General features: G+C 39.5%; 11 protein-coding genes. 6 read left to right on the top strand and 5 right to left on the bottom strand.

What is annotated here, in order from left to right; all coding sequences use genetic code 11:
- The first annotated feature begins 35 nt into the window (after window positions 1-35).
- The gene (locus L2567_RS02990) at window positions 36-1331 is read left to right on the top strand and encodes a DASH family cryptochrome (RefSeq protein ID WP_235296209.1); all 1296 of its coding nucleotides are present in this window, start codon (window positions 36-38) and stop codon (window positions 1329-1331) included.
- Here the strand turns inward: L2567_RS02990 and L2567_RS02985 are convergent.
- From L2567_RS02985 to L2567_RS02975, 3 genes are read right to left on the bottom strand one after another with little or no spacing between them, the layout of a single operon-like run.
- Window positions 1319-2443, bottom strand: coding sequence for a glycoside hydrolase family 3 protein (locus L2567_RS02985; RefSeq protein ID WP_235296208.1), 1125 nt, complete (start codon window positions 2441-2443; stop codon window positions 1319-1321). The two genes, L2567_RS02990 and L2567_RS02985, sit on opposite strands and share 13 nt — an antisense overlap.
- The gene (locus L2567_RS02980) at window positions 2440-3873 is read right to left on the bottom strand and encodes a TIGR00341 family protein (RefSeq protein ID WP_235296207.1); all 1434 of its coding nucleotides are present in this window, start codon (window positions 3871-3873) and stop codon (window positions 2440-2442) included. The genes L2567_RS02985 and L2567_RS02980 overlap by 4 nt, the downstream gene beginning before the upstream one ends.
- 5 nt (window positions 3874-3878) lie before the next feature.
- Entirely contained in the window at window positions 3879-4529 is a 651-nt protein-coding gene (locus L2567_RS02975) for an ABC transporter ATP-binding protein (protein WP_235296206.1), read from the bottom strand.
- Window positions 4530-4768: 239 nt separating this feature from the next.
- Here L2567_RS02975 and L2567_RS02970 point away from each other — a divergent pair, with 239 nt between their 5' ends.
- Entirely contained in the window at window positions 4769-5983 is a 1215-nt protein-coding gene (locus tag L2567_RS02970) for a glycosyltransferase family 4 protein (protein WP_235296205.1), read from the top strand.
- On the opposite strand, the gene L2567_RS02965 is transcribed toward L2567_RS02970, so the two are convergent.
- Window positions 5980-7392, bottom strand: a complete 1413-nt coding sequence (locus L2567_RS02965) for a sulfatase family protein (RefSeq protein WP_235296204.1) — start codon at window positions 7390-7392, stop codon at window positions 5980-5982. The two genes, L2567_RS02970 and L2567_RS02965, sit on opposite strands and share 4 nt — an antisense overlap.
- A gap of 61 nt (window positions 7393-7453) precedes the next feature.
- Between L2567_RS02965 and L2567_RS02960 the strand changes: the two genes are divergently transcribed.
- Genes L2567_RS02960 through L2567_RS02950 form a run of 3 tightly spaced genes read left to right on the top strand, consistent with a single transcriptional unit; the run spans window position 7454 to window position 10492 of the window.
- Entirely contained in the window at window positions 7454-8614 is a 1161-nt protein-coding gene (locus L2567_RS02960) for a glycosyltransferase (RefSeq protein WP_235296203.1), read from the top strand.
- Entirely contained in the window at window positions 8580-9728 is a 1149-nt protein-coding gene (gene ribB, locus L2567_RS02955; protein ID WP_235296202.1) for a 3,4-dihydroxy-2-butanone-4-phosphate synthase, read from the top strand. Before L2567_RS02960 ends, ribB begins: the two co-directional genes overlap by 35 nt.
- A 5-nt stretch (window positions 9729-9733) precedes the next feature.
- Window positions 9734-10492 carry a hypothetical protein gene (locus L2567_RS02950; RefSeq protein ID WP_235296201.1) on the top strand — a complete coding sequence of 253 codons (759 nt, stop codon included), beginning with the start codon at window positions 9734-9736 and terminating at the stop codon, window positions 10490-10492.
- A gap of 49 nt (window positions 10493-10541) precedes the next feature.
- Here L2567_RS02950 and L2567_RS02945 read toward each other — a convergent pair whose 3' ends face one another.
- Window positions 10542-11855, bottom strand: a complete 1314-nt coding sequence (locus tag L2567_RS02945; RefSeq protein ID WP_235296200.1) for a DEAD/DEAH box helicase — start codon at window positions 11853-11855, stop codon at window positions 10542-10544.
- A 129-nt stretch (window positions 11856-11984) separates the two neighbouring features.
- On the opposite strand from L2567_RS02945, the gene L2567_RS02940 reads away from it, so the two are divergent.
- Window positions 11985-13673, top strand: coding sequence for a hypothetical protein (locus L2567_RS02940; protein WP_235296199.1), 1689 nt, complete (start codon window positions 11985-11987; stop codon window positions 13671-13673).
- The last annotated feature ends 47 nt before the right edge of the window (window positions 13674-13720 follow it).

The raw sequence follows: 13720 nt of genomic DNA, 5'->3' as shown, positions 1-13720 counted from the left end.
AGTTTTAGTCATGTTATAAAAGCAAATATAACAGAATGAATAAAAGAGGTATTGTTTGGTTTAGAGCAGATCTCAGACTGCACGATAACGAAGCTATTTATGATGCAAAAAGTCAAGTCGACGAATTAATCTATGTCTATATTTTCGACGAAAGAGTATTTAAAGGGAAAACAGGTTTTGGATTTCGAAAAACAGACAAATACCGAGCGAGGTTCATCATTGAGAGCATACAAGATCTTCGAAATAATTTGAAAGAGAAGGGTTGCAGGCTTATTGTAAGAACAGGAAAACCTGAAGAAATCCTTTTTGATATATGTAATGAAAGTAAGGCCAGTTGGATCTTTTGTAATCGGGAGCGCACCCAGGAAGAAATAGAGGTACAGGATGCCCTTGAAAAAAATCTTTGGAGTATTGGACGAGAAGTAAGGTTTTCCAGAGGAAAAATGTTGTATTACACAGGCGATCTTCCTTTTCCTATCACCCAGACTCCAGATACATTCACCAGTTTTCGAAAAGAAGTAGAGAAGTTTGTACCCATTAGAAAGCCACTGCCCACAGACGACATTGAACTTCCAGATTCCACTTTTAAGATTGAGGAAGGTGACATTCCCAATTTGACAGATTTTGGATTCAGTGAAGAAGAAGCCGATTTTACGCCCATTTTGTTGGGAGGTGAGTCTGCCGGTCTGAAGGAAATGAATTACTATTTATGGGAGTCTGATTTGGTACAGACTTATAAAGAGACTCGCAATGGACTGCTGGGCAGGGATTATTCCTCAAAGTTTTCAGCCTACCTGGCGCAAGGATGCCTCTCTCCAAAATTAATTGCTCATCAGATTTTCAAATACGAAAAAGAAAGAACCAAGAATGAATCAACCTATTGGTTAATATTTGAACTGATGTGGAGAGATTTTTTCAGATTGATGGGAAAAAAGTATGGTAACGCCATTTTTCAATTGGGAGGTATTCAACAATCCAGTGATGTTAGCGACAAGGAAGATATGGATTTGTTTTCTAAATGGGCAGCCGGAGAAACAGGTGTGCCATTTGTGGATGCCAATATGAAAGAGATTAATGCGACCGGGTTTATGTCTAACAGAGGTCGGCAGAACGTTGCCAGTTATTTGGTGAACGATCTTAATCTCAATTGGTTATTGGGCGCTCAATATTTCGAATCGCTTTTAATTGACTATGATCCTTGCAGCAACTATGGCAACTGGAATTACATTGCAGGAGTGGGAAATGATCCGCGATCCGATCGTTACTTTAACATTGAAAACCAAGCGAAGCGGTATGATCCTGAAGGTGAATTCGTGGATCACTGGATCTGACTTTTGGCTTTGATAATTCTGTTGTAAGATTGTAGGATTCGCTCTTTAGAGATTTCTCCAGTTTCAACCATTTTGGCTACACTCGCAATAATTTTTCGCGGAATTTCTTCATCATACCTAAGGTTGTTTCCGAAAAGCAGTATGTCCACCCCGGCGTCAATGGATTTCTTTAAAATGGTCTCAAAATCATATAAATCATTGACAGCTCCCATATGTAGGTCATCTGAAAATAGCAGTCCATCAAATTTCCAGTCATCTCTAATTATTTCTTTAATGATTTTTTTGGAAAGAGTAGCAGGTACGGTGTCTAATTGATTGTTTACCACATGTGCAGTCATAATCCCTACCAGATCTTTCTGGGCCAATGTTTTGAAAGGAATGAGCTCCTGCGGTTGCCAGTAATCAGTGATGTCAGTTAAGCCATAGTGTGAGTCTGCGTGCGAGCTTCCATGTCCTGGAAAATGTTTAAGCGTGGATATAATTTTCTCTTTCTGATGGGCTGCTATCCAGACCGAAGCATGAGCGATTACAGTAGATGTGTCTGCACCGTAACTTCTTCCGATTTTTCCAATGACCGGATTTTCAGGATTGATATTTAGGTCAACATCCGGAGCAAAATTGACATTTATGCCCATTTGACTCAGTGTAGCAGCATTTTGACTTGCATAGAATTTTGTGCTGTCCAGGTTGTTCAGTTGACCAAGATATTGATTGCTGACGCTGGCTGGAAATCCATAGGTTGCTTTTAGTCGGTTGACCCTGCCTCCTTCCTGATCAATGGCAATAAAGAGATGGTCTTCACTATGGTTCTGAAGATCAGTTATCAACTTTTCAAGCTGTTCAGGATTTTTAATATTTCTTTTCGCTTCCTTTTTAACTACATCATAATCGAATAATACCAGGCCACCCACCCTCTGATTTTCAATATGTGCAAGGATGGTATCGCTTACCTCGGCGATATCAAAGCCACGAAACCCAATCATAATCATCTGACCGATCATTTCCTCTAGCGTGGGATGGCCTTTTATATTTGTAGATTCCTTGTCGCTTCTTTCATTGTTGCAAGCTATCAATGCGAGCAGGAGTAGGACGGTGATTATTCTGTATTTCATTTACTGACGATTAATATTTCTTTTTTTCTGAAGTAACCTTCTAAGAAGGGTTGCAAATAAGCTTGCGTAGAATCGCGTTGGTCCTGTCGAATGTCCTCGTTCCACTCAATGTAAACCAAAATTTCTGAGATAGATTGACCGGTCGTCAATTGCTGACCCTTTGCCTTGGCTACACTGATCTTTTGAATATATGGAAAGCGATTCTTTGCTATTCTATAGAGTGGATTTAGTTCCATAGAATCCAGCACATTTTTCTGAAGTCTTGACTTTAGATTTTCTATTTCAATCGCCCTTTCATTTTGCACGGCCACTAAAGAATCAGAAAACTTTTCAAACTTATCGAACGAATTTAATTTTTGTTGGAGCCGATCAAATTGATTCAAATTCACTTCGGACGTATATAAAACCTTAACTTCCATGTTTTTCAGTCCTAGAGAATCTAATTTGCTTTTGCATTCCGCCTCTAACGAAGGATTCTTGGAATTGCTGTAGACCTTCAAAATGAGGAGGTTAGTAGTATCATTTTGGATCAATTTGTAATCATCCAGATATTCCATATCCTTACCGAAGTTCTGGACCAGCATTTTTTCAATGTTACTAAAGGTGTCGATTTTCAAAATCACCTTATTTAAGATCAAAATACTTGGTATAATAACGATCAAGGAAAAAAGGATAACGTAGATCATATTGCGTCGCTTTTCTTTCTTATTTGGATACTTCCTGAAAGGGAATCTTAGTAAGCGCACAATGATATATGTGGACAAGCAAATGAAAAATGTATTGGTAAGGAATAAATAAAAGGACGATAGTATGATGTTGGTTTCCCAATTGGCGATGCCAAATCCCGTTACGCAAAGTGGTGGCATTAATGCGGTAGCGATGGCCACACCGGGAATGGTGGTGCTGATGTCTTTTCTGGCAATAGAGATGATACCCGCTACACCCCCAAAAAGTGCAATGAGAACATCTAAAATTGTGGGCTCAGTTCTGGCTCTGATTTCACTGCCAAAGGTTCCAAGAGGAGTGATTAGAAAGTAGATGGTACTGACCACAATCGCTATTAATATGGCGACAGAAAAATGCATTAAGGAGGTTTTGATCACTCGTCTGTCATTAATCCCTACTCCTAGCCCTATTCCCAGAATAGGGGCCATCAAGGGTGAAATGAGCATGGCGCCGATGATCACAGCAGGTGAATTTCTATCAAGACCGATCGAGGCAATCATGATAGAGCAGATCAACATCCAGGCATTGGCACCTGAAAGACTTTTCTTATTATTGATCTCTTCTATGGTCGCCTTCTTATTTACGCCATGTTTGAGATCCAGAATGTCCTTAATGATATTCTTGAAAAAAGACCTGACATGAGCAAATTCGATCTGGGGTTCATCGCTTTGCTTTATGGGCCCATTTTTATCATTGGTCGACATAAATATTATTTAATAAGGCCGTCTTCCATGGTCAAGCTTCTATCACTCATTGCCGCCAGTTCGTTATTGTGAGTGACGATGACGAAGCTTTGATTAAAGTCTGTTCGCAGCTTGAAAATCAAATGATGTAGCTCCTCTGATGTCACATTGTCAAGATTACCGGAAGGTTCATCGGCAAAGATGATCTCGGGATCATTAATCAATGCTCTGGCAACAGCTACTCTTTGCTGTTCTCCACCAGACATTTGATTGGGCTTGTGCTGAAGTCGATCTGACAATCCAAAATAATCCAATAGATCCTGTGCTTTAGATTTTAGTGCTTTCTTGTTTCTTTTTGCAATCATTCCAGGAATCATGACATTTTCTAATGCCGTAAATTCATTGAGTAGATGGTGAAATTGAAAAATGAAGCCCAATTTTTCATTTCTAAACTTAGAAAGTTGCTTGGGATTGAGTTTTCTTATCAATTGATCAGCAATGTGAAGCTCACCTTTATCAGCGTGATCTAAAGTCCCTAAAATATGAAGTAAAGTGCTTTTACCGGTTCCTGACTTCCCTACTATACTAACGACTTCACCTTTTTTAATTTCTAAATCAATGCCTTTTAATACATCTAGATCTCCAAAAGATTTGTGGATATTCTTCGCAGTAAGCATGGCAGGAGTTCCGATAACAAAAAACAGTTAGATTATAAAATGCGAAATATAGGCAGCTTCGTCCTAATTGCGTAAAGAATGAAGTTTTTTTGAATATAAATTAATTTATACACGTTATTGTAACAGCCTGAAACGAGTAATATTACCCACTAATTAAATGATCAGAATTCGGAATTAACAATTATTCTCTTATTTTTGAGCATCTAATTAGAGAAAACTTTTAGTTTTTATCGACCTATATGAAGATACTTCAACTCTGTAAGAAATTTCCTTATCCACTAAAGGATGGAGAAACAATTGCTGTTACTTACTTAAGCAGAGCGTTAGCTGAACTTGGATGTGAGATAACTTTGCTCTGTATGAACACTAGCAAGCATCATACAGATGTAGCCAATATTCCTGATGATTATGACCATTATAAGGATATTCATTTCGTGGATATCGATAATGCCATTACCCCCATGGGTGCATTCTCTAATCTATTCAGGAAGGAATCTTACCATGTCAGTAGATTTATCAGCAGTGAGTTTAAGGAGGCCATCGTGGAGTTGTTAAAGAAAGAACACTTCGATGTGATTCAACTAGAAACCTTATATCTGGCGCCTTATGTAGAGTTAATCAGAGAACATTCGGATGCTATCATAACCATGAGGGCACACAATGTAGAGCATGAAATTTGGGAGAGAATTACGAAGAATACCACCTTCTTTCCTAAAAAATTATATCTGAATTATCTTACCAAGAAATTGAAGAAGTTCGAACTTGAGAACCTCAATGCGTATGACTATTTGATAGCTGTCACTAAAAAAGATCTAAAGACATTTAAAGATCTTGGTTATAAAAATGGTGCGATCGCATCACCCATTGGAATAGAAACCAAGTCATACAAGTTGCAACCTAAAGTACACAAGAATGAATCATTTTCGCTTTGTTTTATAGGCTCTTTAGATTGGCGTCCCAATACGGAAGGACTGGATTGGTTCTTGCAGGAAGTTTGGCCAAGCATGCACATCAAGTTCCCTCATCTTAAGTTACATATAGCAGGTCGAAACACACCTTATAATATCATGTCACTTCGCATGCCCAACGTCATCGTTCATGGAGAAGTCGACAGTGCTATTGAATTTTTAGGTCAACATTCAGCTTTAGTGGTACCTCTTTTTAGTGGTTCTGGTATGAGGGTTAAGATTCTTGAGGGAATGGCACTTGGGAATGTAGTCATCACCACGAGACTGGGACTAGAGGGAATCGATGCCAAGCACGAAAAAGAAGTTTTAATCGCAGATACTCCCGAACAGTTTATTGAATGCGTAGAAAAGTGTGCCGAAAGCCCGGAATTTGTCAAGCAGATTTCTGAAAATGCCAAGGACTTTGTTGCCGACACCTACGACAACATAGATAATGCCAAGGAATTACTCGATACCTATAAGGAATTGATGATTAAGTACGCCTAATCTGAAACCCGCCCCGGTTCTCTTACATTTTTCCCTTCTCTGCCCGTTAGCTGATCACCTAATTCTAAACGAGCTTGTTCAGCCAGCTTTTCCATCTCTGCAACAATATTGAGATGATCTCGATATACGTTTTCTTTCTCTTCAGGATCTCTTTTTAAATGGTACAATTCTGGTTTTTCAAGGTCTACCTGAGCGTAGTTTCCAGGAAGTCCATCGCGGCCTGGCTTTTGGCCAAACATGGTTCGGTAACGATGAGGAAACACCATCTTCCAGTCTCCATATCGGATGGCGTGTAATTCATTGGTTTTATAGTAATAATAGAATGCCTCATGTGGACTTTCATTTTTTTCACCTTTCCATATCTCCCAGGTATTCTTACCATCTATTTTATTATAAGGCAATTGACCGCCCGTGATTTCAGCGATGGTCGGCATGATATCAATGGCATACAGAGGTGTTGAAATGCTGCTTTTTGCTGGAAGTGTACCAGGATACCAGGCTATAAATGGTTCTCGCTGACCTCCTTCCCATGCTGTCCCTTTGCCCTCACGGAAATAGCCGGCACTACCTGCATGGTTGCCATAGGCTAACCAGGGGCCATTATCAGAGGTAAATATGACCAGGGTGTTTTGGTCTAAGTTTTCCTCCCTGAGTGTTTTTAAAATTTCACCGACACTCCAGTCGATTTCCATGATGACGTCACCGTATAACCCATTGTCAGATTTACCTTTAAATTGGTCCGAAACATAGAGTGGTACGTGAGGTTGGGGGTGCGCCAGATAAAGAAAAAAGGGTCGATCATTATTTTGTTTGATAAAATCAGTAGCGTAATGCGTAAGGTCTACTGTGAGATTAGTTTGATCTGTAATTGTATCAATGATGGTTTCATTCTTGATTAAGGGTAGTGGTCCGAAATTGAAAACAGGTCCTTGTTGAGGATGGAGTGGCCACATGTCGTTAGAGTACGGAATGCCCACATATTCATCAAAGCCGTGGTTAGTAGGTAAGAAATTCGGGTGATCGCCCAAATGCCACTTTCCGTAGATTGCTGTTTGATACCCTAGCCCTTTCAACATTTCTGCAATGGTGGTTTCTGAGGTGCTTAAGCCAATGGTGGAATTGGGCATCAATGCATTATGAATTCCGATCCGATTTGGATAACATCCGGTGAGAAGTGCTGCTCTGGAAGCTGAACATACGGCTTGTGCAGCATAATAACTGGTAAACTTTACACCTTCCGCGGCCATTTGATCTAAATGCGGTGTGCTATTTTTCTCTGAACCATAACATGCCAGATCCCCAAATCCCAGATCGTCTGCAAGAATGATGACAATGTTGGGTTGTTCAGACGTCTCTTTTTTACAAGAAATGAGTAAAACTATGAGTAAAAGAAAAGGGTAAACTTTCATACGAGTAAACATAACAAAAATTAAAGCTTATTTTAGCGCCCAAAATTCAGAAAAGGCAGGCTTGAAATTAGTAATTCTTTCATCAAGATTTCCGTATCCCCTGGAAAAAGGGGACAAGTTAAGGTTGTACCATCAGATGAAGGATTTGGCAAACCATCACGAATTACACCTTATTTCACTGTCTGACGAAGAAGTATCTGATCAGTCGATTGAGACGATTAAAGCCATTACGGAGTCCATTAAGATTATAAAAATTTCTCGTAAGTCGGCCCTGTCCAGAACTGCGAAAGCTTTGATCAGCAAAAAGCCTTTCCAGGTCCATTATTTTTTTTCCAGGAAAGTGAATTTTGAAGTCAATCAAACGATTGATCAAATTCAACCTGATGTTATTTATTGTCAATTAATACGTATGTCTGAATACGTAAGATATCGGAAAGAGCCTAAAGTATTAGATTACATGGATTGCTTTTCCATGAATTATCTCAAAAGACAAAACTTCGAATCCTTTCCAGCCAGATTGATTTCCAGTCAAGAGGCGAAAAGACTTCGATCATATGAGCGAGAGGTGGCGGCCAACTTCGATAGGTTGACCATCATTTCGGAAAGAGATAAAAATGAAATAGATGCTAGCTCAGAAATTATCGTGATTTCAAATGGAATCGACATTGATTATTTTCATCCCATCAACAAAGAGATGAATTGCGATATTTTATTTGTTGGGAATATGGGATATCATCCCAATGTACTCGCAGCGGAATTTATTGCCAGGGAAATTAAGCCGGCGCTTCGAACAAATTATCGAATACGAATTGCAGGTGCGAGGCCAACCAACAGAGTGAAAAAACTGAATCGTAAAGGTATAGAGGTCACAGGCTGGATCGAAGACATTAGGGAGGCTTATGCGGGCGCTGAAATTTTCGTTGCTCCCATCTTTAGTGGCGCAGGTCAACAGAATAAAATACTCGAAGCCATGGCTATGGAGAAGATCTGTATCACTACTAGCAACGTCAATGATGCTATAGGAGCAAATCATGGTCAGCATTTGTTCATCGCAGACTCAGCTGCAGAATTTGCGCTTAGAATCACTGAAGTATTGCAGAACAAGAAAAAGTATAAAGAGATTAAAGAAAACGCCAGGCAATTTGTTTTGCAGCATTTTTCGTGGAAGAAAGAAAACAATAAACTGAATGAACTTATTATTAAAGCAGGAAAAGAGAAATGAAATGAAGGATAAATTGAACACCATCGAGGAAGCAGTACAAGATATTAAAGCTGGTAAAGTGGTGATTGTCGTCGATGATGAAGATAGGGAAAATGAAGGTGATTTTATATGTGCAGCAGAAACAGTAACCCCCGAGATCATTACTTTTATGGCCACTCACGGTAGAGGTTTGATTTGTACGCCGATAGATGAAGATAGGGCTGAGGAGCTGGAGCTGAATATGATGGTGGGGACCAATACGGCATTGCATGAAACGGCTTTTACTGTATCGATAGACCTGATAGGGCAAGGTTGTACTACCGGAATTTCTTCTTACGATAGGGCGACCGGTATTAAAGCCTTGATCCACCCGGATACCAAAGCTTCAGATTTTGCCAGACCGGGACATATATTTCCCTTAAGAGCCAAGAAAGGTGGAGTGCTGAGAAGAACCGGACATACTGAAGCGGCCATCGATCTGGCCAGAATGGCAGGATTTGCCCCTGCCGGAGTACTGGTGGAAATTTTAAATGAAGATGGAACCATGGCAAGGCTTCCCCAATTGCTCAAAATAGCTGAACGGCATGGCCTTAAGATCATTTCCATTAAAGATCTCGTCGAATACCGAATGAGAACAGAAAGGATCATAAAAAAAGAAATTGAATTGGATGTTCCATCAAAACTTGGAACCTTTAAAGTGGCCGTCTATTCACAACTGACAACTGGTGATCGCCATTTGGCTATTTACAAAGGAAATATCCAGGCTGAGGATTCAGTTTTAGTCCGGGTGCATTCTCAAACTGAAACAGGAGATATTTTGGGTACCTTATTCGGAGAGTATGGAACCCAGCTTCAATCATCACTAAAATTAATAGAAGATGCGGGAGTAGGTGTGCTCCTTTACATGCGGCATGGCGAAAAAGGAGATTCTATCATTTCCAAGCTTAAAGAGCTAGACAATAATCCGACTAATGATCCACTGAAGAAAGAGGAACAACGAGACTTCGGCGTTGGAGCACAAATATTGAGAGACTTAGGTGTTGAAAAAATAAAGCTGATAAGTAACCATCCTAAAAAACGTATCGGTTTAATAGGCTACGGACTTGAAATCGTAGAAAATGTTCCATTGGACTAATAATTATGAAAAAGAAAGACACAGAACAACTGAAGAGTACCATTCAATCGGAACTGGGCATTGATATCCTAAAATATCAGAATGAGGAGGTAGCAGAGAATCTAATGGATTTACTACTCTTTCCTAAATATATTCTAAAGTGGATAGGCAGACCAATCCTTATCTGTTTGCTATTGTATTTCGTTGGTTTTTTTGTCATTGATTTAGTGCATGTGGAATACATCATATATGCGATCGCTGGATGCATTCTTTTTTTGATTTTAGGTTTCTTGACGGGTGTCATTTTTTTGACTAGAAAATTGGGGCAGGACCTGTCCAGTATTTCTGAGTACTCTTTGGGATTAATGAAGAATAGTGTTTTAGACATTGATGATATGGGCAGTAGAGTCAATAAATCGAATATTAAAGATGTACTGGGGATGCTATTCAAAGGCATCGTTTTCGTGGTAACCATTCCGATGTTAAAAAAGGCCATTGACAAAAAAGTCCCTGTAGGCAAAGGATTGCTAAAGCTTATTTTAGGTGGATCGCTTGCGATTATGGCCAAGAGAATTTCATTTAATCCTGACAAAGTGGATGAAAATATGGTAAAAGTAGATGGGAAATCTAAGTTTATCACTCGTTATGTCACAGCCATAGATAAAACAAAAACTGGATCTTCGACCTTAATTAAAAAGGCATTGCGACTGGCTAGTACACCATTTAGACTAGGAGCCTATCTTTTTGGTTTCATTCTACTCGTTTTCCTCTATTTTATCTGGTAAGGCTTCATGCCAATGGCAGTTTAGTGACCCTATTCAGTAACTGCTCAAGTCACCTTCGTTTTTTATTTTTCGTTTTCTTTTTCCGTGTCCTCTTCTGATTCACTTTTTGATTCTTCAGCTTTTTTTCATGGAAAGCGCCTTTGGGTCTACCTTTGTTAGCTCTAGGTATAACGACATTCTTGATTTTAATCTCAGGTAATTCCTCGGGGATCAGTTCATCGCTGATTTCAACTTCTTCTGGAACGGACTGTAGCGGAATATTATAATTCATTAGCTTTTCGACTGCTGCGAGTGCTTCTGATTCACTTTCTGAAGAAAGCGTTATGGATACACCCTTCTTATCTGCCCTACCTGTTCTTCCTATTCGATGGACATAGTTTTCCGGCTGTTCTGGTACATCAAAGTTGATGACGTGTGATACTTCGGAAACATCTATTCCCCTGGCAACAATATCAGTAGCGATCAGTATGCGTATCGTTCCGTTGGTAAATTGATCTACTGCATTAAAGCGGAAATTCTGCGATTTGTTAGAATGAATAACACTTACCTGTTCCGGAAATATACCATCCAGTGATTCATACAGACGATCCGCCATACGCTTGGTACTCATGAAGATCAAAACCTTTTCATACTCATCATTGGCCTTGAGTAAGTGGACTAAAAGGTTGAACTTGGTATTGTAATTTCTAGCATAATAAACGGTTTGTTCTATATTTTCCAAGGGTGTCCCCATCGGTGCGGCCTCAATCTTTATAGGACTATTGAAATACGCTTTGATGATTTCCTCCACATCTTCGGTCATGGTAGCACTAAAAAGAAGATTTTGACGCTTTTTAGGAAGAAATTCGATAACCCTCTTCAGTTGATGTAGAAAGCCCAGGTTAAGCATTTCATCTACTTCATCAATAATGAATTTCTTGACAGCTCTGAGTTTAAGAGCACCCTTAAGACATAAATCTAATAATCTGCCTGGCGTTGCAACCACCAGATCACAACCACTTTCCACCGCTACGATCTGTGGTTTAATATTGGCACCTCCATATACTGCAACTGCCTCCAGGGACATATAGGCAGCTAATTTTTCAACTTCCTCAAATACCTGAACTACTAACTCCCTGGTAGGGACAACAATTAGGATCTGTGGAAATCTATCTTTAGAATACTTCCACTGACGCAAAGCCGGTAACAGGTAAGCAAAGGTTTTGCCCGTCCCAGTCTGCGCAAGGCCTATGACATCTCTTCCAGACATAATCGGCGCAAAAGCTTCCTTTTGTATGGTAGTAGGATGGATCAGTCCAAGCTCATTTATAGCCTTCCGAAGGCTATTGTTAAGGTTCAAATCTTCAAAACTTGTGTCTTGCATAGTCGCAAAACTACTAAAAAGTGGGGCTTATTATGTTGATCAAGACGATTTTACATATTAGCGGATGGCTAAATTGTACCTTTGGAAACAAGATTATTAATTTTAACTCTAAACTAAAACTAATCCATCTTGCGAAAATCAACACTCACCGGCATTCTGCTCCTTTATATGCTGTGTTTGTACGGCCAAAACACAAAGCAACTTGAATCCCACAATAAGATAAATCAACTTTGCGATAAAACATCAGAAGTTAAAATTACAGGACAACTGGTCAACTTTGATCCTCTCAAGGACAGCGGACTTATTTTAAGATATACCATTTCTACTCCGACTTTCAGAAGGCAAATTGCAGGTGCATTCGAAATTGAGAATGATGGTTCATTTGAAATGGGATTGCAGTGTTTTCCATACACGGAGATTTGGATAGCTCTCGGAGACTTGTATTATGGTAAGTTGATGGTCAATGATGGAATACATCTTCAATTCGACCTGGAGGTTTTGAAAAATCAGCCGGTTTATCACCTGGGCCCCGGTGTAGCAATGCAAGGTAAAGACGCGGAAATTTCGCTGTTTGTAAATGGCTATGAAGATTTTAAAGTAGAAAGTAAGAAGGAATTACAAGAGGAGAAATTGGCACTTATTCTGAGTCAGGACCTGGATAAGAATGACAAAGTCGAAGAAATTCGAAAGATCAATAAGAAACTCGCCTCTCTGGAGAAAAAGTATGTGAAAAAAAACGGTAAAGCTCTGGAATGGGTCTTGAGCAATGATAGAATGGCATCGATGTATGCAGATATTCTGACGGTACATTGGGGAAAGGGAATGAACCAGGATTTGTTTGCGGAATGCACCAGTTTTAATCCTATCCTAACGTCCAATGCAACCGTTCAGTATTATGACTTTCTGGGATTTTTCCTTGGGGTGCCTAACAGATTAGAAACAAAAATGATTACTGAGAAAACGCTCCACAATCATTTAAATGAAGCTTACAGTTCGGCAGACCTAGACATTTTTCTAAGAGAATTTAATAAAAAGACAGACTTCAGACGATACGATGAGGACATCTATACAGTAGGAAAGGAGTATTTCCTTGACCCTTATAAAAAAGAACTTTTTCGAGCGAAAACAGCCTTTCATATCAAGAAAATGGCCCAACTTCCAAAAAATAAATCTGATTATGTCATGTTGGTAAGCCAGCCTCAGTCTTTACAAGAAAGGAGTGTCTACTTGTCGGAAGTAAATGCTGCCAAATTCAGCAATTGGGCAAAACATATAGGAGATGAAGACATGACGAGGGATCTTGAGTGGATGGACCAAATCAATTCTGAAATTACAGAAAGGAAGGCTAGTGCTACAGTGTTAGCTCCTCTGCCAGATTTAGAAAATGCTTTCCTATCCGCAACAGAAGATATTTATGCGTTGATATCTGGTATTAGGAAGCGATATGAAAATCAACCGATCATCATAGATCTCTGGGTACCCTGGATGGATCGATGTAAAAGCGACCTTATCAATAGTAAGTCATTACAATTAGCAATAGATACCATGTCGGTCAAAATGGTCTACTTATGCAGTGGGATCGATGTGCAGAGAGAATATTGGATGGAGTCTATCCTCGATTTTCCATGGGAAGGTGAGCATATTTTTCTTTCTGAAAAACTTTCCGCTGACATTATGGAATTATTAGATCTGCGAACTTTTCCTTCCTACTTGTTTATTGATTCAACCGGTTACTTTGACCCTTATGTAATCCAAAATTTAGATGATTTTAACCTGGAAGACATGAGAAAAGAAGTGCGTGAACAAGCTGGCATTTAGAAGGGGCTTATTGGCATAGAATTGGTACCATATTGGGTAATTAATGC

It is taken from the genome of Portibacter marinus, assembly GCF_021533195.1.
GTDB classification, from domain to species: Bacteria; Bacteroidota; Bacteroidia; order Chitinophagales; family Saprospiraceae; genus Portibacter; species Portibacter marinus.
Note: the sequence above shows the minus strand (reverse complement) of the source record. Positions and strands in the feature narration are given on the sequence as shown.

Bases quoted from the DNA above. Each gene is read 5' to 3' on its own strand.
- L2567_RS02975 (WP_235296206.1), bottom strand. From the start codon at position 4,529: ATGCTTACTGCGAAGAATATCCACAAATCTTTTGGAGATCTAGATGTA.
- L2567_RS02945 (WP_235296200.1), bottom strand. From the start codon at position 11,855: ATGCAAGACACAAGTTTTGAAGATTTGAACCTTAACAATAGCCTTCGG.
- L2567_RS02965 (WP_235296204.1), bottom strand. From the start codon at position 7,392: ATGAAAGTTTACCCTTTTCTTTTACTCATAGTTTTACTCATTTCTTGT.
- L2567_RS02985 (WP_235296208.1), bottom strand. From the start codon at position 2,443: ATGAAATACAGAATAATCACCGTCCTACTCCTGCTCGCATTGATAGCT.
- L2567_RS02990 (WP_235296209.1), top strand. From the start codon at position 36: ATGAATAAAAGAGGTATTGTTTGGTTTAGAGCAGATCTCAGACTGCAC.
- L2567_RS02970 (WP_235296205.1), top strand. From the start codon at position 4,769: ATGAAGATACTTCAACTCTGTAAGAAATTTCCTTATCCACTAAAGGAT.
- ribB (WP_235296202.1), top strand. From the start codon at position 8,580: ATGAACTTATTATTAAAGCAGGAAAAGAGAAATGAAATGAAGGATAAA.
- L2567_RS02950 (WP_235296201.1), top strand. From the start codon at position 9,734: ATGAAAAAGAAAGACACAGAACAACTGAAGAGTACCATTCAATCGGAA.
- L2567_RS02980 (WP_235296207.1), bottom strand. From the start codon at position 3,873: ATGTCGACCAATGATAAAAATGGGCCCATAAAGCAAAGCGATGAACCC.